At 69.1% G+C, this 21,836-nt stretch carries 13 protein-coding genes and 2 pseudogenes; 9 read left to right on the forward strand and 6 right to left on the reverse strand.

What is annotated here, in order from left to right; translation table 11 throughout:
* Positions 1–353: 353 nt before the first annotated feature.
* The 3 genes and pseudogenes from ACIGW4_RS15010 to ACIGW4_RS15020 all read left to right on the forward strand — a co-directional run.
* Positions 354–6,458, forward strand: a complete 6,105-nt coding sequence (locus tag ACIGW4_RS15010) for an RHS repeat domain-containing protein (RefSeq protein WP_399580689.1) — start codon at positions 354–356, stop codon at positions 6,456–6,458.
* A 73-nt stretch (positions 6,459–6,531) separates the two neighbouring features.
* Positions 6,532–6,963 carry a hypothetical protein gene (locus tag ACIGW4_RS15015; RefSeq protein ID WP_399580691.1) on the forward strand — a complete coding sequence of 144 codons (432 nt, stop codon included), beginning with the start codon at positions 6,532–6,534 and terminating at the stop codon, positions 6,961–6,963.
* A 310-nt stretch (positions 6,964–7,273) separates the two neighbouring features.
* Positions 7,274–7,785 (forward strand): annotated as a pseudogene (locus ACIGW4_RS15020) (transposase family protein); the annotation flags it as partial.
* Here ACIGW4_RS15020 and ACIGW4_RS15025 read toward each other — a convergent pair.
* Complete coding sequence (locus ACIGW4_RS15025) at positions 7,668–8,018, reverse strand: hypothetical protein (RefSeq protein ID WP_399580867.1); 351 nt, start codon at positions 8,016–8,018, stop codon at positions 7,668–7,670. The pseudogene ACIGW4_RS15020 and the gene ACIGW4_RS15025 sit on opposite strands and share 118 nt — an antisense overlap.
* A gap of 451 nt (positions 8,019–8,469) precedes the next feature.
* On the opposite strand from ACIGW4_RS15025, the pseudogene ACIGW4_RS15030 reads away from it, so the two are divergent.
* Positions 8,470–8,628, forward strand: a pseudogene (locus ACIGW4_RS15030) (pirin); the annotation flags it as partial.
* Between the two features lie 1,065 nt (positions 8,629–9,693).
* Positions 9,694–11,214: an RICIN domain-containing protein gene (locus ACIGW4_RS15035; RefSeq protein ID WP_399580694.1), complete on the forward strand. Its 1,521-nt coding sequence runs from the start codon at positions 9,694–9,696 to the stop codon at positions 11,212–11,214.
* 63 nt (positions 11,215–11,277) lie between these two features.
* Here ACIGW4_RS15035 and ACIGW4_RS15040 read toward each other — a convergent pair whose 3' ends face one another.
* Positions 11,278–11,775, reverse strand: coding sequence for a hypothetical protein (locus ACIGW4_RS15040; RefSeq protein WP_399580696.1), 498 nt, complete (start codon positions 11,773–11,775; stop codon positions 11,278–11,280).
* Between the two features lie 40 nt (positions 11,776–11,815).
* Positions 11,816–12,910: a hypothetical protein gene (locus ACIGW4_RS15045; protein WP_399580699.1), complete on the reverse strand. Its 1,095-nt coding sequence runs from the start codon at positions 12,908–12,910 to the stop codon at positions 11,816–11,818.
* Between the two features lie 409 nt (positions 12,911–13,319).
* Here ACIGW4_RS15045 and ACIGW4_RS15050 point away from each other — a divergent pair, with 409 nt between their 5' ends.
* Together ACIGW4_RS15050 and ACIGW4_RS15055 are read left to right on the forward strand one after the other, a co-directional pair.
* On the forward strand, positions 13,320–14,045 hold the full coding sequence (locus tag ACIGW4_RS15050) for a hypothetical protein (protein ID WP_399580702.1): 726 nt from the start codon (positions 13,320–13,322) through the stop codon (positions 14,043–14,045).
* A gap of 67 nt (positions 14,046–14,112) precedes the next feature.
* Positions 14,113–15,969, forward strand: a complete 1,857-nt coding sequence (locus ACIGW4_RS15055; RefSeq protein WP_399580704.1) for an FG-GAP-like repeat-containing protein — start codon at positions 14,113–14,115, stop codon at positions 15,967–15,969.
* Positions 15,970–16,044: 75 nt separating this feature from the next.
* Here the strand turns inward: ACIGW4_RS15055 and ACIGW4_RS15060 are convergent, their stop codons facing one another.
* Entirely contained in the window at positions 16,045–16,548 is a 504-nt protein-coding gene (locus ACIGW4_RS15060) for an aminotransferase class III-fold pyridoxal phosphate-dependent enzyme (protein ID WP_399580706.1), read from the reverse strand.
* Between the two features lie 422 nt (positions 16,549–16,970).
* Entirely contained in the window at positions 16,971–18,317 is a 1,347-nt protein-coding gene (locus tag ACIGW4_RS15065) for a pyridoxal phosphate-dependent decarboxylase family protein (RefSeq protein WP_399580709.1), read from the reverse strand.
* A gap of 294 nt (positions 18,318–18,611) precedes the next feature.
* Between ACIGW4_RS15065 and ACIGW4_RS15070 the strand changes: the two genes are divergently transcribed.
* Both ACIGW4_RS15070 and ACIGW4_RS15075 read left to right on the forward strand, forming a co-directional pair.
* Positions 18,612–19,355, forward strand: coding sequence for an aspartate/glutamate racemase family protein (locus tag ACIGW4_RS15070; RefSeq protein WP_399580710.1), 744 nt, complete (start codon positions 18,612–18,614; stop codon positions 19,353–19,355).
* Between the two features lie 69 nt (positions 19,356–19,424).
* Entirely contained in the window at positions 19,425–21,107 is a 1,683-nt protein-coding gene (locus ACIGW4_RS15075; RefSeq protein ID WP_399580712.1) for a PucR family transcriptional regulator, read from the forward strand.
* 6 nt (positions 21,108–21,113) lie between these two features.
* Here ACIGW4_RS15075 and ACIGW4_RS15080 read toward each other — a convergent pair whose 3' ends face one another.
* On the reverse strand, positions 21,114–21,701 hold the full coding sequence (locus ACIGW4_RS15080; RefSeq protein WP_399580714.1) for an isochorismatase family protein: 588 nt from the start codon (positions 21,699–21,701) through the stop codon (positions 21,114–21,116).
* Positions 21,702–21,836: the final 135 nt, after the last annotated feature.

Raw genomic sequence — 21,836 nt, forward strand, 5'->3', positions numbered from 1 at the left:
CATTCCTCGGCGTCCGGGGCCGGACCTGTTACGGCACCACGAAAGGAACCATCGGGTTGTCCAGACCCACGAGGCTGCCTCGAGCGGCCCGTATCCATCGGTACGCCGCTCTGGCGGCGGCCGCCCTGATGGCAGGCTCGCTCATACAGGCAGCGCCCGCCACAGCCCTGCCGGTCGGAACCAACCGTCCCCGCACCATCGACACCGACAAGCCCGTCGCGGGTCACACCCAGGGGGTCGATTCCCGGCGTGGCTCTGGTCTGCCGACCGGACCACGGCGTGCCGCACGCGGCGAACTCCCGCGGGCCAGCTCGGCCACCGTCCACCTTGACGGTCCGACGAGTGCACAGGGTGTGATCGCCGGCAGCATCGCCAGTAGGTCCCGCTCCACCACCCAACCGCTCTCCGTCGCTGCCCCAGGACTGCCGGTCGGCCTGCGCCGCACTCCCGGCACCGGCTCGGCCAGTCCCGGCACCGCCGCCGTCCGTGTCCACACATCCGAACAGGCTCGAGCCGCCGGCATCGACGGCCTGCTCCTGTCCCTGACCGGGACGTCCGGTACCACCGGCCTCGTCGACGTCACCGTGGACTACTCCTCGTTCGGTGAGGCCTTCGGAGGCGGTTACGGACAGAGCCTGAGACTGGTCTCGCTGCCCGCCTGCGCACTCACCACCCCTCGGCGGCACGTGTGCCGCGAAGCCACGCCCCTGCCCGGCGGCAACGACACCGAGCGGCAATCGCTTTCCGCGACCGGTCTGCCGCTCAAGTCCGCCAGCGCACCGATGGTGCTCGCCGCCGTCGCAGCTGGCGCGGACTCCGGGACCGTCGGCGGTGACTACGGGGCCACGCCACTGTCCTCGTCGGCGGCCTGGCAGACAAGTCTGCAGACCGGCGATTTCTCCTGGTCGTACCCGCTCGCCCCACCGACCGTGCCGGGTGGGCTGGTGCCCAAACTGGCGCTGGACTACTCCTCCGGCAGCGTGGACGGGCAGACCGCCGCAACCAATAACCAAGGCTCGTGGGTCGGCGCCGGCTTCGACATGAACACCGGATTCATCGAGCGGCGCTACAAGGCGTGCTCAGAGGACGGAACGTGGAACAAGGACGACGCCCCCGGTGACCTGTGCTGGGGCTACGACAACGCCACGATCTCCTTCAACGGACGCGCCGGCGAGTTGATCCCGACCGGTCCGGACACCTGGCGGATCCGCAATGACGACGGCACCCTGGTCGAGCGTCTGCGGGACGCGGCCACCACCGGGAACCGCGATGACGACGGCGAGTACTGGAAGGTGACCACCACCGACGGCCTCCAGTACTTCTTCGGCCGGAACCATCTGCCCGGCTGGGCGTCGGGCAAGCCCGAGACCAAGTCCACCTGGACGGTTCCGGTCTTCGGCAACAACACAGGCGAGCCCTGCAACAAGGCCACGTTCGCCGCGTCCTGGTGCCGCCAGGCCTGGCGGTGGAACCTGGACTACGTCGTCGACACCAACGGCAATGCCATGTCGTACTGGTACGAGCCGGAGACCAACTCCTACGGCCGTAACCGGGTAGCCGCCGATGACACCCCCTACGAGCGGGGCGGCAGCCTGGACCACATCGAATACGGCCAGCGATCTGACACCATGCTGACCGCCAAGGCAACCGGCCGGATCAACTTCGTCAGTGCCGAGCGCTGCCTCGACCCCGCCACCGGCGCCTGCGATCCCGGCGAGATCGCGAAGAACCCGAACCGGTGGGAGGACACGCCCTGGTACCTGAACTGCGCGAGCGCCACCGTGTGCGACAAGGGGCGGTTCACCCCGAGCTTCTGGACCCGTAAGCGTCTGACAAAGATCACCACGCAGATCCTCCAGCCGTCCGGGAGTTACGCGAGCGCCGATGTCTGGGAGCTTTCCCACGCCTGGGGCGACGCGGACATCGACCGGTCGCTTCTGCTGACCTCCGTGCGGCACACCGGGCTGTCCGGTACGACCCCGATCACACTGCCCCCGGTGACCTTCGGTTACCGGCATGACCCCAACCGGCTCGACCGGCTGGGCGACGGCATTGCCCCGTTCATCAAGTACCGGCTCTCCAACATCTCCGACGAATCCGGCGGCTCCCTGGACGTGGCCTACTCCGCGCCCGACTGCTCCTTCGACGCGCTGCCGACCCCGGAGACGAACACCACTCGCTGCTTCCCGCAGTACTGGCAGCCGCCGGGCGCGGCCGACCCGGTCCGCGAGTGGTTCAACAAGTACGTCGTCACGCAGGTCACCGCGACCGACCGTACCGGCGGCGCCGACGACATGGTGACCCGTTACTCCTACCTCGACGGCGCGGCCTGGCACTGGGCCGACGACGACGGCCTGACCAAGGAGAAGTACAAGACCTGGTCGCAGTGGAACGGCTACGGCCGGGTCGTCGTGGAGGCCGGCGGCTGGGACGGGATGCGGGCCAAGTCCGAGCATCGCTTCCTACGCGGCATGGACGGGGACCGCAAGGGCCCGGACGGCGGCACCAAGGAGGTCAGCGTTCCGGACGGTGAGGGCGGCACCCTCGTAGACCACGAGGCCCACCAGGGCTTCGAGTACCGGACCGTCACGTACAACGGTCCCTCTGGCGCGGTCGAGTCCCGTGTGGTGAACACCCCATGGCGCAAGGAGACCGCCAAGAGGGTCCGCGACTGGGGCACCGTCACCGCCAACCTGACCGGCACAGAGGCCACCCGGACCTGGGAACGAAAGCGGGACGGCACCTACCGGGAGACCGGGACGAGCACCGACTTCGACGGCTACGGCCGGGCCATCGCCGTCACCGACCTCGGCGAGCCCGCCGCCGGCGACGAGGAATGCACCACCACTCAGTACGCGGACAACACCAAATCATGGATCCTCGCCCTCCCCAAGCAGGTCGAGGTCCTCGACGTGGCCTGCGGGACGGCGGTGATCTATCCGGCGCATGTCCTGGCCCGGAAGCGGAACACCTACGACAAGCTCGCTTTCGGTGCGGCCCCCACCCGGGGTCTCGTCACTCGGCAGGAGGAACTGACCGGCTGGGCCGGGACGACCCCGCGCTACCGTGCCACGGACAATGCCCACGACGGTTTCGGCCGCATCACCTCCACCACGGCGCCCGGCGGGACCACCACCACAACGGTGTACACCGCTGCGACTAACACCACCCCGGGCACCGTCAGGATCACAGGACCGGCTGCCGTCGCGGGCAACTCAGCGACCGCCCAGACCGTCACCACCGAATTCGACCCGGTCCGCTCACTGACGACAGCCACCATCGACCCCAACGGCAAGCGCAGCGAGGTCGAGTACGACGCTCTCGGCCGACTCTCCAAGGCCTGGCTGGCCAACCGACCCAAGGGATCGAGCCCCACCCCGAGCCTGGAGTACACCTACCGGATCGCCGAGGGCAAGATCGCCGCGATCGGAGCCAAGAAGCTCGCCAATGACGGCAGCCAGATCACCTCGTACATCTTGTACGACGGCTGGCTACGGCCCCGCCAGTCGCAGTCCGCGGGCCCCGACGGCGGACGCCTGATCGACGACACCTTCTACGACGAGCGAGGCCTCGTCGAACGCGTCTTCGCCCCCTACTATGCTCTCGGTGCCCCGGAGCCGACGCTCTTCGGCGTCATCGCGCAGGGCGACATCGACACTCAGACCGTCCACCAGTACGACGGCCTGGGCCGGAACACCACGACCCGCACCCTGCGGGGCAACGGTGAGGGCACCGAGCTCAGCAGCACCACCACCTCCTACAGCGCCGACGTGGTGACCGTGGACCCGCCCGCGGGCTCCACCCCGACCGAGACGGTCCTCGACGCCGCCGGCAACACCACCGAACTGCGCGAATTCAAGGGCTCCGCACCCACCGGCGCCTACGACAGCACGGTCTACGAGTACGACCGGGGCGGCCGGATCACCAAGGTCACCACCCCTGACAAGACGGTCCGCCGTTACGGCTACGACCTGCTGGGCCGCCAGACCTCCTCCACCGACCCCGACTCGGGCGGCACCGCGATCACCTACGACGACCGGGACCGGGTCACCACCACCACCGACACCGGCCGTAAGAAGACGATCGCGTTCGTCTACGACGGCCTCGGCCGTCACACCGAGACCCGGGAGAATTCACCGACGGGCACGCTGCTGGCGTCCTGGACCTTCGACACGCTCCGCAAGGGCTACCTCACCTCGTCGACCCGCTACGTGGGCGGCGCCGGCGGAGCCCAGTACACGCGGACGATCAACGCCTACGACAACCTGTACCGGCCCCTGCGCACCACGCTGAGCATCCCGAGCGCCGAGCCGGGGCTGGGTGGCGCCACCTACCAGGTCAACACCACGTACAACCTCGACGGCACCCTGAAATCCTCGAGCCTTCCTGCGGCCGGCTCGCTGCCCGCCGAGGTGGTCACCCCCACCTACGACGCGCTGCAGCGTCTCGTCGCGGTCGAGGGCCTGTCCACCTACCTGACCGGGGTCACATACACCCACACAGGCAAGCCCCTGCAACTTGAACTGTCCACAGGCCGCAAGAAGACCTGGGTCAGCAACACCTATGAGCCCGGCACCCAGCGCTTGGCCTCCAGTCGTACGGACCGCGAGGGGGTCGCGGGCGTCGACCGCGCCGCCGTGTACACCTACGACCCGTCCGGGAACGTCACCTCGGTCACCGACACCTCCCGATCCGGGACGGATCGGCAGTGCTTCCGCTATGACCACCTCCAGCGGCTGACGGAGGCCTGGACCCCGCAGGACGACTGCTCCGCCGACCCGGGCACCACTCCACTCGGTGGACCAGCCCGATACTGGCACTCGTACACGTACACCATCGGTGGCAACCGCGACACGGAGACGATCCACGACCCGGCGGGCGGCGGCCCGGGCACCGAGACCCGGCGTACCTACCGCTACGACGAGAACGGGAAGAACCAGCCCGACACACTGACCTCGGTGGTCTCCACCGGCGCGGTCACGGGCACCGACACCTACACCTATGACACCGCCGGCAACACCAGCACCCGGGGACGGGCAGGCGAGCCCGTCCAGACCCTGAACTGGGACACCGAGGGCAACCTGGCCTCCGTAACGGGTTCCACCAACACAAGCGAATACCTGTACGACGCCGACGGCATGCGTCTGCTGCGCCGCCAGGCGGGCACCACCACCCTCTACCTCGGCGCACAGGAGGTCACCTGGACCAAGGAGACGGGGAAGACCACGGCCCGTCGCAGCTACGACCTGGGCGGTGCCACCGCGGTCCGACAGGACGACGGTTCGGTCTCCTTCGTCGTCGCCGACCACCACGGCACTGGAGAACTGTCGATCGCGGCCGACACCCAAGCCCTTACCCAGCGACGGCTCCTGCCCTTCGGCGGCCTCAGGGGCAGCACGACCGGTGCTTGGCCCACGGACCGGGGATTTGTCGGCGGCACCCAGGACACAACCGGCCTGACGCACCTCGGCGCCCGCGAGTACGACCCGGCCCTGGGTCGGTTCGTCAGCGGGGACCCGGTCATGGACCCCAAGGACCCGCAACAGCTGAGCGGCTACGCCTACGGTCACAACAACCCGCTGCGCCGCAGCGATCCGTCGGGAGCCTACGACCCAGACGAACGCGACTGGTGCAACAAGAACCCGAGCACCTGCGAGGGAGGCCACGTCAAGCCCACGCCGAACAAGCCGGGCAAGCCGAAGAAGAACTCGAACCCGGGTATGAACAAGCCCCGAGCCCACATGCCGAAGGTGGAGAACCAGCGCCTCAAGGACATCGTGGAAGAGCTGTACATCCGCGAGTCCGTCGCCGACAAGGACGTCAAGGGCGATGGCAAGACCGGGACCGCGCTCATCGAGGAGTTGAACGAGGGCAAGCCCTTCGGCGGGAAGGGCGAGAGGTGGCACATCGAGAAGGCCATCGCCAAGCTCGGCGGCTTGCGCGACCTGCTGGAAGACGACCGCAAGCAGAAGGTCAAGGACGGCAAGGGCATCCTCTCCGACGCCGACCGGAAGGTGGCGATCGACAATGCCAAGGAGCTGTGGACCGCCCTCAACTCCGACGACGTGGCCGGGGCCGTCACCAAACGGGTCAAGGACAACCCGGTGATGGAGAAGACCATGACCAACCTCGTCAAGACCGTCATCGCGGCGGAGTCGATGAGCGAGATCACGGGTCAGAAGTTCGCCGTCCCGCCGAACCTCCACCCCAAGGCCCCGCAGCGAGCCGTGCCCAGCGGCGAGGCCATCAAGGGACGCGGTTTCGCCAAGGGCTTCGGCATCGTGGGCAGTCTCGCCTCCGCGGCCCAGTTCCCCGTCGACATCTACAATTACGGTCTCAAGGAGGCGGCGAAACGCGCGGCCGAAGGCATCACCGACCCGTTCGACATGTCTCCTCCCGGACAGGGCGCGGACTGCGTCTTCTTCGGTGAATGCTACGTAGTGGTGGAAGTAGCGTGACCCCAGACCGACGGACGGGGAGCAGTTCCCCGTCCGTCGGTCCCCGCCGTCGTCACCTCTGGAGTACCGAACCATGCACCCCATCACCAGTGACAACCTGTACACCAGCCTGTTGCGGCATCTGCCTGAGGTGCTCCCGTACGTCGAGGTCGCGGCCGAGCGGCACGACCTGAGTGTCGCCGACGTCTCACATTGGGAGCAGCTCAACACCCATCCAGGCACCTTGCTGTCCGAGGTACTCGCGTACCCCTTGTTTTTGCCCGCCCTCGCCGAGGGCCGGGACGGCGACTTCCTCACCCGCTGCTTCGCCTTCGTCGAGGCCCTTCTGGAGAGCCCGGGCGGATACCTCGAGGACACGGCGCACTACACCTTCATCGAGCCCTGCCTGAAGAGTCGCGAGATGTTGGGGCGGGCCCTGGCAATGGCTCTTCCCCACACCCGGCGGGAGCTGTGGGGGCTCATCGAAGGCTGGAACATCACGCCGGACCCTGTCTGGCCGCGTTGACCACCACAGCGAGCGCGCATCGTGGTCACGAGGGTGGCCGCGATCGCGGAAGGGGGGTTGCGCACGTGGCTCCTGCTGCGCGCTGTGGTTCCGTAACGGCAGCGACCCACCGGACCGCTTGTGCTTCCAGCGCAGTCCCGCAGGTCACGTGCGCATCCCGCACTGCTGGGCGAAGGCCACCCGGGGCGCTCTGAGGGGTGACCCTCGACGGTCCGTGCGATGTCTGAGCGGACCTCTTCCATCCCGTGCCGGGAGGGTGAAATGCCCTGGTGGGTGGGGGTGTGACAGGGCAGGGCCCCTGGTCGTTTGCGTGGTGATCTCACTCATCACACCGGCGACCAAGGGGCCCTGAAGGTTTCCGTGTCCTTCCACGTTCGACGTCCCGTATGAACTCGTCGAGCATGTCTCCTGGCTCGTCTACGGCCGAAGGCGTGAACTGAACTCGCCATGGAGACGGCTCGGCTGCTTCAAGCAGGCACTGCTTGTCCTGGCCCGTCTTCGGAAGGACGAGACGTTCGCCCGGCTCGCGGCAGGGTTCGGCGTCTCGACCGCGACGGCCTGGCGCTACGTGGATGAGACGATCGAGGTGCTCGCCGCCTGGGTACCGGGCCTGTACGAGGCCCTCACCAGCCTGGACGAGGGCGACTTCGTCCTTGTCGACGGCACCCGGTCCCTGCCGACCGCATCGCTGCGGACGAGTCGTACTACTCACAGAAGCACAAGCAGCACGGCATGAACGTCCAGTTCACCGCCCGGCCGGACGGCACACCCCTGTGGGTTTTCCGGGCCGTGCCGGCGAACGTGGCGGAGGAGGCGGCGGCGATTCCGGTGGCGTGGTGCTTCTCGGCGATGTAGCCCACGGCGAGACCCGGTATGGCATTCAAGAGGAAGGGCTGCCCCGCAGCGGCGACGGCCTGTCCGATGAACACCCAGGTGAAGTCGTCGGCAACCAGTCCCAGGAACGTCCCTGACGCGATCATGACCGTGGCGACTGCACCCACGCCTACGGCGGCAGCTCCGCGTGCTCGTCGCTGAGAGGCCGTCAACTCCGGCATCTCGTTGTCCTTGTCGGTCGACGGTGGTGCTTCACTGTCACGATCCGGACCGTCCTTGGGTACGACACGCCGCACCCTGGTTCGCGCCGTCCTGTGCACTCGGCACCACCGGCGCTGCCTTGGTGAGGATTCGCATCAGCGCTCGGCAATCGGCGACGGGCGATACGCGGGCGTAGGTGCGCCTTGCATCCGCGATCGAAATGAGGAGGTGCCATCCGGACACGGTCGTGGCCGCGGCGTTCGGGAACGCCGGACATCATCGGAGGGACTGGCTGGGACCGCTTCCAGATCCGGGGAAGAGGCGACGGCTGGTTCCCTCTTTACGGCCGGGATCGGCCGGTGATTTACGGACGGCTCGGGCCTCCCGAAGGTGCTTTGATACTGACTTTTGCTGACTTTGATGGACTAAGGAGCCTCTGACCTGCGGAAACGTTGGCAGATCAAGTGCTGGTGGAACTTCGTGGGCCGCACGGACGAGGAGATCCGCAAGGCGAGGGACGACTGGATGACGTCCGACCGCTTCGGCGAGGTGAAGGGCTACGACGGCGACCGGCTGGACGCGCCGGAGGTGCCGGCGACGCAGCTGAAGGCGCGGGGGAGGGTGCGCTGACCTGGGGTTTTCTCCTCGCGGCCGATGTCCGCAGCAGGCTCGCTCGGCCGTGCCTCCGAGTTTCGGCGTGCCACCGGGAGGGGTGGTTTCGCACCTTCTCTGGGTGGCGCAGCCAGTGCGGCGCGCTTCTATGGTGTGCTCGTGTGGGAGCAGGTCTGGTCAGCTGAATGCTGACCTTTTGCTGACTTTACTGATGGGTCATCAGGTGTGTTGCCGGGGGAAGTGGCTTCCTCGCCTGGTGGTCGTGCAGCGATCTGGCATGCTCAGCCTGCATCCCGAGGCAGTGCCGATCATCGGACCGCCGTGTCCTCGGCGTCGCTGCTTGCATCATGAGCGGATGGAGCGCCCAGGCGAGTTGTCCATCGTGGGATCACAGTCAATCGTGGTTCGGACGCCCTCGTATGGGTCAGGTCCGACGGCAAGAGGCGCGGCTGTCGCTGCCTGGCCCGTTGTTCGAACACCTGACGCGAACCCCGCGCACAGTGAACACCCATCACCGTCATGGTTGCGTCTTCCGTACTTGAACGTGATCACGTCGATGACCTGTCGGTGATCACGCCATCGCCCTCTCCGCTTCGGTGCCCGGTCTGCTGGTAAGGGCTCGATCTTCGCTCACCGGGCGTCGGCCAACGACACGCATCAACCAACGAACAGATGATTCGAAGGGAGCGCCCTGGGCCGGGGGCCGGACGCGGACCTAGGCGGCGGGCTGACGGAAACCGCCACCGGTCACGGCGCGAGCGCGCGCGTGACGGGGGCGTCACCCCTGCCGCTCGTGTGGGTGGTCGTCTCTCGGCCTGCTTCTCTTGGCCGGGCCCGGAGAGAGAGGGGGCCCGCATGTGCCGGAGAAACCATTTTGCATTCTTAGCCGCGTGTCCGAAACTCCCTTTTGCACATACATTCCCCTTTCCTCTTTCATGGGGCGACTGAAAGATCGGCTCTGCGGTCCGCCTCGGGGCGGGTGAGCAGAAAGTCGATGTCGGAAAAGGGGTGCGTTATGAGGTTGGCCCGGGAGCGTGTGGAGCAGTTGCAGGGAACAGACCGGCGGAAGCTGGGAGGGCATCGGTGAGTACTTCCTCCACAGAAGACGGCGGAAGCTTCGCCCCCGTGATCAGCACGGTCGCCGGGACCGGAGTCCCGGGATTCCAGGGGGAGGGTGAGCCTGCCATTACGGCGCAGTTGAACCGCCCCTACGGGATCGCGATCGACAGCACGGGAACCCTGTACTTCTCCGATTTCCACAACCATCGGGTCAGGAAGATCACCAGCGACGGGAAGGTCAGCACGGTCGCGGGGACCGGGGTCGCAGGCTTCAAGGGAGACAACGGTCTCGCCACCGCTGCCCAGTTGAACTGGCCGCGCGAGGTGGCGGTGGACAGCGCCGGCAACCTCTACATCGCCGATGGCAACAACAACCGCGTGCGGAAGGTCACCACCGACGGCATCATCAGCACGGTCGTCGGCTCGGGTGTCGCAAGTTTCAGCGGTGACGGCGGGCAGGCCACCGCTGCCCGACTGAACCTTCCCATGGGCGTGGCGGTGGACAGTGCCGGCGTTCTCTACGTCTCCGAGTACCACAACAACCGCGTTCGGAAGATCACGCCCGACGGCAAGATCAGCACGGTCGCGGGCAACGGGACCATCGGTGCCAAGGGGGACGGGGGCGCGGCGACTTCAGCTCAGCTGAACCGCCCGCACGCGCTTGCGGTGGACCGTGCGGACAACCTCTACATCGCCGACTACGCCAACCACCGGGTGCGGCGCGTGGCGGCGGACGGGACGATCAGCACGGTCGCCGGCACGGGCGCCGCAGGTTTCGGCGGTGACGGCGGCCAGGCCACCGCCGCCCAACTGAACGGTTCTGTGGGAGTGGTGGTCGACAGCGCGGGCGTCGTCTTCATCGGTGACTACGGCAACCATCGGGTGCGGCGCGTGGCGGCGGACGGGACGATCAGCACGGTCGCCGGCACGGGCGCCGCGGGTTTCGGCGGTGACGGCGGCCCGGCCGCTTCGGCACAGGTGAACCAGCCGTACGGGCTCGCCGTGGACTGCGTCGACACCCTCTACATCGCCGACTTCACCAACAACCGGATCCGGAAGGTCACCTCGGAGAAGATGGCCGGGCTGCCCGATTCGGGTGCGGTGGTCTCCTGGGCGAACGTCCGCAGCAGGCTGCGGATCGGGGTTCACCGCGAGTCCCTCAAGGACGGTGCCGAGATCCACCAGGTGCTCGCCTCGCCCAGGAGTCACCAGCGGTGGCGGCTGATCGCGGCGGGCCAGGTGGACGGTGAGGTGCTGTACCGGATCGAGAACGTGCGCAGCGGCAAGGTCCTGGAGGTTGCCGACGCGCGGGAGACAGCGGGGGCGGCGGTCGCGCAGCGGGCCTACGAGGGCGGTGACGCGCACCACCAGCACTGGCGGCTGATCCCGGCCGGCCCGGCGAACGACGCCCCGCGGGTGTTCGAGATCGCCAATCACCACAGTGGTCTGCTGCTACGGGTGGACGCCAACGCCCGCACGCCCGTCACGCAACACGACTCGGAGGGCGACCACCGAGGACGGCAGTGGCAGCTGCTTCCCGTATAGCACGCGTGTGGGGCAGGGACGGTCTCGTCACCTGCCCCACAGGCCGCTCCGGCCTTACCCGGATCAGGACGGCTTCGGTGCGGTCGCCTTGGGAGCCTGGGGGGCCTCCGGGGCCTTGGGCGCGTCCGGGGTCTTGGGCGGCTTGCTGAAGTCGCTCTTCTTCGGCCTGCTCTCCAGGTCCTCGTCCTTCTGGAGGTCGCCGTGTTCCTTCACCGTGGCGCTGGCCTCCTGCATGCCCGCGGAGGCCGCCTTGCTGACCGAACCGGGATCCTGCGCGTACTGGGCCTGCGCGCCGGCGGACGCCTGGGTGGTCTGGATGAAGGAGCCGAGGAAGCCGAGGACGGCCCGCGCTTCGGGCGATGTCTCCTGCACGATCTTCGCGCGGGAAGAGGCGCCGTGGATCGCGCTGTTGAACAGGCTGGGAATCGTGTCGTCGTAGGTGATGTCGTCGGAGTCCTCGAAGTCGACGTCCGCACCCGGCTGGGGCTTCGTGCTGTCGGTGGTCACGGAGAAGAGCCCGGCGCCCTTGCCCGCGGAGTGGAAGATGTTGTCGAACACCATGGTCGTCACCTCTGGTCGTCGTGGCGGCGGTGCCGCGCGGTCAGGGTTGCTTGTAGAGCGTCTGCTGGCTGGCGGACAGGGCCTCGACGCCGAGCAAGGTGTGGTGGACATCGAGCGCGGAGACGACCTCGGCCAGTCCCTTCATGCGGAAGCCGCCGGGTGCCAGGTCGATGTCGCCGATGTCGCGGGCGACCAAGGGGCTCAGGCCGGGGTACGTGCCGGGCTGCGGCGGAGACAGGACCTTCACCGGCACGGCGTACTGCACCGCGATCAGCCCGGAGAAGCTCACCGGGATCTCGTAGGTGTACTGCTTGCGGGTGCGCCGCTGCGTGACGATGGTCTGGACGCGGGAGTTCGCCGGCACCTTGCCGGAGATCTGCGACTTCGAGGCCCAGCTGGTGGTCAGGGAACCCCCGACGGTGGCCGCGATGCCGAGAGCGAGCGAGGCGTTGAGTGACGCGTTGCCGGTGGCACTGCCCGAAGTCGTGAACCCGACCGAGTTGGTCATCGTGTTCGACGAGGAGTTCGTCGCGGAACTGCTCGCGGACGTCTCGGTGGTGTTGGCGTTGTCGACGCCGACGCTGTCCTTGCTGTTCTTGTTGGTGACCGTGTTCGCGTTCTTGTTCGCCGTACCGTTCTGGCACGACGCCGCGAGCTGGGACTGCAGGTCCAGGCGGAGCTGGTTCTGCAACTGCAGCTGCAGCGAGGCGCCGACGCTGCCGCCGAAAGTGAGCTTGGCGTCCCCGTGCAGCGACCACGTGACGCCGTTCGACACGGTGAAGTCGACCGAGTCGGTGAAGGTCATCTCGGACTGGCTGCGGTTGACGTAGGTGCGCGAGGAGAAGGTGTCGGGCGGAGGCTGGCCGATGTCGCCCCGCACCTCGATCAGCGGCTCTCCGAGGTTCATGTAGGCGAGCCAGCCCAGTTGGGACGCGGTTCCGGAGAAGGTGCCGAAGCTCGACTTGTTCACGGAGAACCCGACGGGCTTGTGCTTCACGCCGGAAGGGTCGACGTAGACCAGGCTGGGGTGGTCCAGGATGGCCTGCCAGGTCTGCTCGATGTTGAGTTCCCGCAGGTTCTTCTTCGTCAGCGGCTGACGCTTGGCATCTACCAGGCTGTATGCGGTGGAAGGCATCTACCCGTCCTCGACTGTTTTCGGCCGAACCATGCCCAATGAAAAGCAAACATGAATGTGCGCATGTCCCGGCATCTGAAGTTATCTCACTCTCCCTTTCCCCGAGAAGAGGAATAGGCCTCTTCCGCTCAATCGAGTGGGTCGACTTTCGGAAATCGCTTCCGAAACGCCGATGAAGTGACCTTTCTTCACCGCTCTCCACACGATCGGTGGATTTTCGACGTTCCTGCAAGCGGGTAGCGTGACCTCGGCCGCCACCGTAAGCGATGTTGCGTTTTCAGCCACCCGATCAGTTCTGGCCACGTGCAGGCCAAAGTCAATGAAGGCTGTAGAAAACCGTTCGGTAAACCGCTTCCCGGAGCGCCCGAAGAATTACTCTTCACGTTCAAAAACAGGTGAGGTTTTCGCGATGTACACGCAAGAGCGCACGGCGATGTCCAGTCTGGTGGTCGGCGGCCCGGTGGCGGTGAACAGCTACGACAACGCGATCGTGGCCGCGCTGGTGGAGAACCGTCCGGTCATGCTCGTCCACGCCTTCAACGGCGGCTATCTGCGGCCCGCCGAGCTGGGCGAGGAGAGCCACGACAAGGGCGTCCAGCTGGCCACGGCCCTGGACGAGACCGTCAAGGAGGCCAAGGGCCACCTCTGGCACATCACCCCCGCCGGCTTCTTCGGGCAGCGTCCCCTGTACTTCATCGAAAGCGCCGCCGGCCAGGTGACGCCCAAGCCCGCCGGCGCAGGTGCGAGCGGAACCGACGCGGGACGCGGCGACGACGGCACGCCCAAGCCGCAGCGCAGGCGCATGACCGTTCACCAGGACGCGCCCAAGAGCACGGCCGACACCGTCCAGGTGGGTCTGCCGGACAAGGTCGGCGACAAATGGCGGGGGAAGAACGGCGCACCCGAGGACACCCAACTCTGGGTCGTCACGGTCACGCCGTGGGGCGGCATCACCTTCGTGCCGATCACCCACCCCGACACCATCCTCGGCTTCAAGGACCACGCGGTGACGGCCAACAGCGAGGTGCGGCTCACCCACAACTGGGGCGGGGACTTCACCGGGACGGTCATCAACACCTTCTACCCGCGCCTGCCCAGCGAGTGGAACGTGCCGTACCACCACGTCTTCACGTGACCGGCGGCCACCGCCGCACCCCACCCACTCCGAGTCACCGTCCGCACCGCCTGGAAGAGGCACCACGATGCCCGTGCCCACCGAAGAACTGAAACTGGAGATCGTCAACGCCGCCACGGGGAAGACCCTGGACGGCAGGGCCGCGCCGGGGCAGGCCGGGGCGCTCGTCGTCCGTGGACTCCCCGAGGACGGTCCGTCCCCGGAGCAGTGGCAGATCGTCCCCGTGCGGTCCGCGCAGGACGAACAGGTCTACGTGATCCGCAACGCGACGGGCGGCAAGGCGATGGAACGGCCTGCCGCCCCGGGCGGCGGCGTCCGGCAGGCGGACGCCGCCGACGGAAAGAAGAGCCAGCAGTGGCGCCTCGTCCCCGTCGAGGGGGAAGCCGACCTCTACTGCATCGAGAGCGCGGCCGACGACACCGTCCTCGACCTCGGACTCGACCCCGGTGCCGCTCTCGACGCGTCCGCCGAGCACGGCATTCCGGTCGTCCTCCGCGCGTACGACGAGGACACGGACAGCCAGCGGTGGCGTCTCGTCCCGGCCGAGCCCGAACGCGTCAGCGATCCCGTACTGCGCTGGGCACGGCTGGGCCACTGGAACGGCCGGCAGTCCTGGCGGCTGGCTCCCTCTCCGGCGCTGCGGCCCGCACCCGACGCGACACCCTCGTTCAGCGACCTGCTGCTGGTCCTCGACCGGTTCGGAACCGACCAGGACGCGGGCGGCTGGAAGAGCGAAGGGGTCGTGCCCGGCTCCGGCGGACAGCCGGGCTGGTGGGCCGGACTCGGCGCGCGGTTCCTCGCCGAGACCGCCGGAAAGGCGCCGGCGGACATCGTCGCGCTCAAGCCGGCCAAGGGGACGGTGACGGCGGCTGCGCGAGGTGACGGCACGTTCGAAGACGAGGAGCGTGTGCTGCACCCGCCCGCTCCCTCTGCGAGCCCCGCGGACCTGTGGACCTTCGCGGACGTCACGGGCGAAGGCGAGCCCGGCATCGTGGTGCTCGCCGCGGACGGTGTCCGGGTGTCCTCCCAGGAGGAGGACGGGACGTTCGCACCCCCGGGCGGCGACCCGGCCCTCAAGGCGTTCGGTCACGGCGACCAGGCCGGTGGGTGGCTGGCCGACAGGCATCCCCGCTTCCTGGCCGACACCACCGGCGACGGCCGACTCGACCTCGTCGGCTGCCACGACGACGGGGTGTGGATCTCCCTCCAGGACGAGGAGGGGAAGTTCACGCTGCTTCCCGACGAGCCCGCTCTCCGGGCGTTCGGCCACGGCGAGAAGGCCGGCGGGTGGCTGGCCGACAGGCATCCCCGCTTCCTGGCCGACACCACCGGCGACGGCCGACTCGACCTCGTCGGCTGCCACGACGACGGCGTCTGGATCTCCCTCCAGGACGAGGACGGTGTCTACGCCGAACCTCTGTACGTGCTGGACGACTTCGGGGCCGACCGGGGGTGGACGTCGGCCGAGGAGCACCCCCGGTTCCTGCTCAGGACCACCGGCGACGGGGCGACGGACATCATCGGCTTCGGCCCCCACGGCGTCGTCGTCGCACGCGGCCTCGGCGACGGCACCTTCGAGCCCTCGAAGCTCGTCCTGAACGACTTCGGCACCGCCCAGGGATGGACGGCCAAGAAGCACCTGCGCTTCCTCGCCGACGTGACCGGCGACGGCAACCCCGACATCGTCGGCTTCGGCGACGAAGGGGTCTGGGTGGCGCACAACCGCGGTGACGGCACGTTCGAACAGGCCCAGCTGGTCTGTCGGGGCTTCGGGTACAACGACGACGCCGGCGCCTGGCGGGTCGGTCACCACCCCCGCTTCCTCGCCGACGTCACCGGTGACGGACGCGTCGACATCGTCGGCTTCGGAGGACCGGGCGTGTACGTGGCCCGCAACCTGTACCGCCGCTTCCGAACCCGCTGACCGGGGAGTGAGGACGGGGCCTCCCGTACGCGCGAGGCCCTGGCCCCCTCGCCGCAGGGGGCAGTCAGGGCAGGGTCACGGCCGGATCGCCAGGTCCCGGACGCCGGCCACGGACGCGACGGCCTCGTCGAGTACCGCCAGCCCCTGCTCCAGCTGCTCGTCGGTCACGGTGAGCGGCGGCAGCAGTTTGACCGCCTCGTCCTGCAGGCTCGCGGTCTCCAGGAGCAGCCCGGCCAGGTAGGCGGCGTCGCAGACCTCTTGGGCCGCACCCGGGCGGTCGAGGGTGAGACCCCAGACCAGACCCCGCCCACGCGGCGTGGCGAGTCCGTGGAGGCGGGCCGTCTCGGTGAGGGAGCGGGATGCCCGTTCGCCCAGCACGGTGGTCCTGGTCTGGAGCGCACCGTCGGACCAGAAGGTCTCCAGCGCCCGGCCGGCGGTGACGAAGGCCCGGTTGTAGCTGCGGAGGGTGCCGTTGTGCTCGTCGGGGCGCCACACGTCGTACTCCGGGCGGATCAAGGTGAGGGCCATGGGCATCCCGTAGCCGCTGATCGACTTGGACACGCAGACGATGTCGGGCACTCAACAGCAACGGCTACCGCTTCTCCGCCGGTCTGCGCAGCGACCCGTTCTTCGCCGACCTGGACGGCATCGTCAACGACTTCCCGCAAGGCCCGGCTGCTCGGCCGGGCCTTGCACGCCTTCGGGACAGCGGCCAGGACGGCGATCGTCCGCAGAGCGCGGCCGTCGAAAACGCACAGGAGGTCCGTACGGCCGAGGCAACGGTCGCGCAGCTGAACCGTCCGGGTCCAGCTCTACGTGGCCCTTGCCGCCTTCAGCCGCAGGCTTCCGAGGTGTGGCTCGTGGAGGGCGGTCAGGTTCGGATGCGGCGACCTCATTCAGTGCTCGCCCGGGGGATCGCCTTCATCCGCCGGACGGGTCCAGCCTCGGCGCCTCCGTCACCGCGTCTTCCTGGCGGCCTGGGGCGCTCCTCGCGGCGGCCTTTACCTCATCGTCTCGATGATCTCTCTGACCATGTCAAGGCTGGTCTCGGGGTGCAGAAAGGTGAGTCGGGCGACGGTCTCGCCTTCCCAGCCGGTCGGGGCCACGAATGCGGTCTGGCCGGCGAGCAAGCGGGCGGACCATTCCGTGTAGTCCTCGGCGGTCCAGCCGGTCCGGCGGAACAGTACGGCGGACAGCTCTGGTTCGCGGACGAGTTCGAGGTGCGGGGACTTACGAATGAGGGTGGCGGTAGCGCGGGCCAGGGTGAGGGCCTTCTCCACGGCCTCGCCGTAGGCGCGGGTGCCGTGGACGGCGAGGGAGAACCACAGCGGCAGGCCGCGGGCGCGGCGGCTGAGGTGGTGGGCGTAGTCACTGGGGTTCCACTGGGTGTCGTCGTCCGTGTGAAGGGCGTCGAGGTAAGAGGCGTCCTGGGTGTGGGCCGCCCTGGCCAGGCGCGGGTCTCGGTAGAGGAGGGCGGCGCAGTCGAAGGGGGCGAACAGCCACTTGTGGGGGTCGATGACGAGGGAGTCGGCGTGCTCGATGCCCCGGTAGCGGTGGCGGACGCTCGGGGCGAGGAGGCCGGCACCCCCGTAGGCGCCGTCCACGTGGAACCAGAGGTCGAACTCCCGGGCCTCGGTGGCGATTCCCGCGAGGTCGTCGATGATGCCGGCGTTGGTCGTGCCGGCGGTCGCCGCCACCCCGATGACGTCCGACGGGTCCGCGTCGGCGAGGAGCGCCGCGCGCAGCGCGGGGCCGGTCAGGCGGTGATCCGTGGTCGGCACCGTGAACGGCTCGACGCCGATGATGCGCAGGGCGTTGCCGACGGAGGAGTGGGCCTGGTCGGACACGGCGAACCTGACGCGATCGTACGGGCCGAGGCCCCGGCGGCGCCGGGCCGTGTCGCGCGCGGTCACCAGAGCGGAGAGGTTCCCGGCCGAACCGCCCGAGACGAAGCAGCCGCCCGCGGCGGCCGGCATCCCGGCGAGGTCCGCGAGCAGGCGCAGGACTTGGTTCTCGGCGGCGATGGGGCCGGAGGCGAGGAGCCACGAGACGCCCTGGATCGACGAGCACGAGACGAGCGCGTCGAAGAGGGCGGCGGCCTGCGTGGGGGCCGCGGGGATGAAGGAGAGGAAGCGGGGGCTGTCGACCGTGATCGTGGTGGGTGCCACCTGCTCGGTCCACAGCCGCAGGACCTCCGCCGGATCGTTGCCCTCCGGCCCGATCAGCCCCGCCAGGACCCGGTCGAGCTTGTCCCCCTCGCCCGGGTGGTTGAGCGCGGGCCGGTTCGAGAGGCGGTCACGCAGGGAGCCGAGGACGAGGTCGGTGAGGGCAGGGTCGTACGTGTGCATGGTGGGCTTTCGTGTCGACGACGAGCGAGCTCAGCCCGGCAGGCGGGCTGGGGCAGGGGCGGAGGTCAGTCAAATCCGTGCCTATGCGGAGGGGTTCGGCGCCTGCCACAGGTCTGGGGCGGTCATTTCGTCCGCTCGGCCGAACTCGCCGTTCTGCTCGGGGCGCTCGGGCGTTCCGTACCAATCCGGTCCGCCTCTTTCGGTGCCGGCGACGACATCCCGCAGGTCGGATCGGACGACGATCGCGTCGAGACCCCGCGGACGACAGCGGGAACGTACGGAAGGCCGCTCCGCATGCGTCACGTCACCCGCCCCACCCTCGGCATCCTCGGCGGGATGGGCCCCCTCGCCACGGCCGACTTCTACCGGCGGCTCGTCGAGCGCACCCCGGCCGGCTCCGACCAGGCGCACCTGCCCGTCGTCATGTGGGCCGATCCCGCCGTCCCGGACCGGACCGCGGCGCTGCTCGGGGAGGGGCCGTCCCCCGTGCCCGCCCTCGTGGAAGGCGCCCGCTGGCTCCAGCGCGCGGGAGCGAGCTGCATCGCCGTTCCCTGCAACACCGCGCACGCCTATGTCGAGCAGCTGTCCAAGGCGACCGGTGTCGAGGTCCTCGACATGATCAGGGCCGCGCTTGAGACGGCGGCCCGCCGCATGTCCGGCCTTGAGCGGGTGGGCGTCCTGGCGACCCGGGGGACGCGGTTGGCCGGGTTGTACGAGCGAACCGGCGCCCGGCTCGGGCTCGACGTCGTGCAGGTGCCCGCCGCTGTACAGGAGGAGTACGTCGACGCGGCGATCCGCGCGGTCAAGGGCGGCGCCGATCCCGCCGGGCCCGAGCGCTGGATCGCCACGGCCGCCGAGAGCCTCAAGGAGCAGGGTGCCCAGGTGGCGATCGCCGCCTGCACCGAGATCCCTCTGATCGGCGCGGCCGCCGCCCGGGTGCTCCCGCTGATCGACTCGACCGAGGCCCTCGCCGAAGCCGCCGTCGCCCGCCTGTGGCAGCCCACCGAACCCGTTCGTACCCTGGTACGAACGGGCTGACGTACCCTCGTCCGCACGCACCACGTCGCAGGGGCGCGCCCGTCCTAACCTGCGGAGATGATCAGGCACATGTCGACGCACCCCGCACGGAGCCTCAGCCGGGTGCTCGAGGACTTCGGCCACACCCTCCTGGACCTGCTGTACGGCGACCCCGACGCGGCCGGGGAGATCGGCGGCGTCGGCATCCACGACCCGTACGACGAACAGCACCACCCGGAGCGTGCCATCGTGCTCGGCGTCGGCGTCCACGGCGCGGAGGAGACCGCCCGGCTGCTGCGGTACCTCGCCGCGCTCGGCGCCACCGCGCTGGTCGTGCGCGGCCCCGTCGACGACGCCGACGAGCTGGAGCCGGTCGTGGACGAGACCGGTGTCGCGCTGCTCGCCCTGACCCGCGGTGCCTCCTGGGCCCAGCTGGCGGCGATGCTGCGCACCCTGCTCGCCGAAGGCGACGTGGGGGAGGGCGAGGAGCAGACCCTCGGCGGGGTGCCGTCCGGGGACCTCTTCGCCCTGGCGAACGCCATCGCCACGCTGCTCGACGCTCCGGTCACCATCGAGGACCGCCGTTCCCGCATCCTCGCGTTCTCCGGGCGGCAGGACGAGGCGGATGCTCCCCGAGTGGAGAGCATCCTGGCCCGCCAGGTGCCCGAGCGCTATCTGCGCCACCACGAGGAGCACGGCGTCTTCAAGGAGCTCTACCGCAGCGAGGGCCTGGTGCACGTGCCAGCGCCCACTCTCGGCGGCGAGGTGGCGTTGCCGAGGGTGGCCGTCGCCGTCCGGGCGGGGGACGAGTTCCTCGGCTCCGTGTGGGCGGCGCTGCGCAAGCCCCTCACCCCGGAGCGGGAGAAGGCGTTCCTGGAGTCGGCGAAGCTCGTCGCCCTCCACATGCTCCGCTTCCGGGCCGGTACAGACGCCGAGAACCGCCTGCGGGCCGACCTCGTCACGACCGCCCTCGAAGGCGGAGCCGGCGCGGTGGAAGCCCTCGGTCGGCTCGGCCTCGTCGACGAGCCCGCACTGGTGATGGCCATGGGGCTCGCGCCCGAGCAGGGTGAGGACCACGCCCACGTGACGGCCGAGCGCCAGCGCCTGGCCTCCGCCCTGGCCGTGCACCTCACCGCCGTACAGCCGCGTTCCGCCGTGGCGCTGCTCGGCGACGTCGCGTACGCGCTCTTCCCCGTCCCCGGCGACAACGCCCACACCCGGGAACGCGCCCTGCAGGTGGCGGCGAACTTCCTCCAGCGCACCGGCGACCGCACCGGCGCCGTCATCGGGATCGGCTCGGTCGCCGAGGAACCCGCGGCGCTCCCCCGATCGCGGGCCAACGCCGACCGGGCGCTGCGCGTGCTGTTCACCGGCCGGACGGGCAAGCGCGTCGCCTCGATTGCCGACGTGTACGTCGACGCCCTGCTCCTGGAGATGCGGGACCTGGCCGTCGCCAACCGCGACGAGCTCTCCGGACCCCTCGCCCGCCTCGTCGCGTACGACGCCAAGCACAACGCCCACCTGGTGGAGACGCTGCGGGCCTGGCTGGACGCCTTCGGGGACGTGATCACCGCCTCGGCGAGCGTGTTCGTCCACCCCAACACCTTCCGGTACCGGATCCGCAGGGTGGCCGAGGTCGGCGAGATCGACCTCCAGGACCCGTCGGCCCGGTTCGCCGCGATGCTGCAGCTGCGCCTGCTGGAACCGGGACGGACGCAGAAGGGCGGCGGGACCGGAACCGAAGGCCCGGGCCCCGCCGCCGCCGTCGACTGAGCGGGGTCAGAGCCGGACGCCCGGCGGGAGCATCAGGTCCGCGTGCGTGTCGTGGAAAGCGTCCGCGTCCTGGATGGTGCGCACCCAGTCGTAGAAGAGTTCCTTCGTGGAGAGCGTCTCGATGCCCCGGCCCGCCAGCCGCCGCAGGCCCCGCTCGTGGGCCTGACCGGGGGAGTAGGCGGCGTCGTCCACGACCACCACGCGCTTGCCGGCGTGGTGCAGCTGGATCGCCGAGTGGGCGACGCAGATGTCCGTCTCGATGCCGACCAGGATCATCGTCGTGCGTCCGGTGGCCTCGATCGCGGCGGCGATGTCGGGGTTGTCCCACACCGCGAAGGCGTTCTTCGGCAGGGTGACCGCCTTCGCCGGCAGCACCTCACGGATCTCCGGCACGGTGTGGCCGCTGGCCGCCGGGTCCTCCTCGGTCACCACGACGGGGATCTCCAGGCGGTCCGCCACGGACGTGATCCAGGCGATGCGCCGCACCATGTCGTGGAACCGCTGCCGGTCCACGTCGAGGCGGTGGGGCGGGTAGAAATCGGTCTGCACATCGATGATCACCAGAGCGCAGTCGTCGCGGTCGATCAGCGGCATCGTCGTCTCGTCTCCTCGTACGTCGGGTGCCCGCCACCCTAGGAACGCCGACCGCCTTCGGAGTCGTCCGCCGCAACAAGCCCCGACCTGCACGTTCGTGTCCCCGTACGAACCCTGTCGGCGTCTTCGTACGTA

Origin of the sequence: Streptomyces sp. NPDC053513, assembly GCF_044544765.1 — a bacterium.
In the GTDB taxonomy this organism is placed as follows: Bacteria; Actinomycetota; Actinomycetes; order Streptomycetales; family Streptomycetaceae; genus Streptomyces; species Streptomyces litmocidini.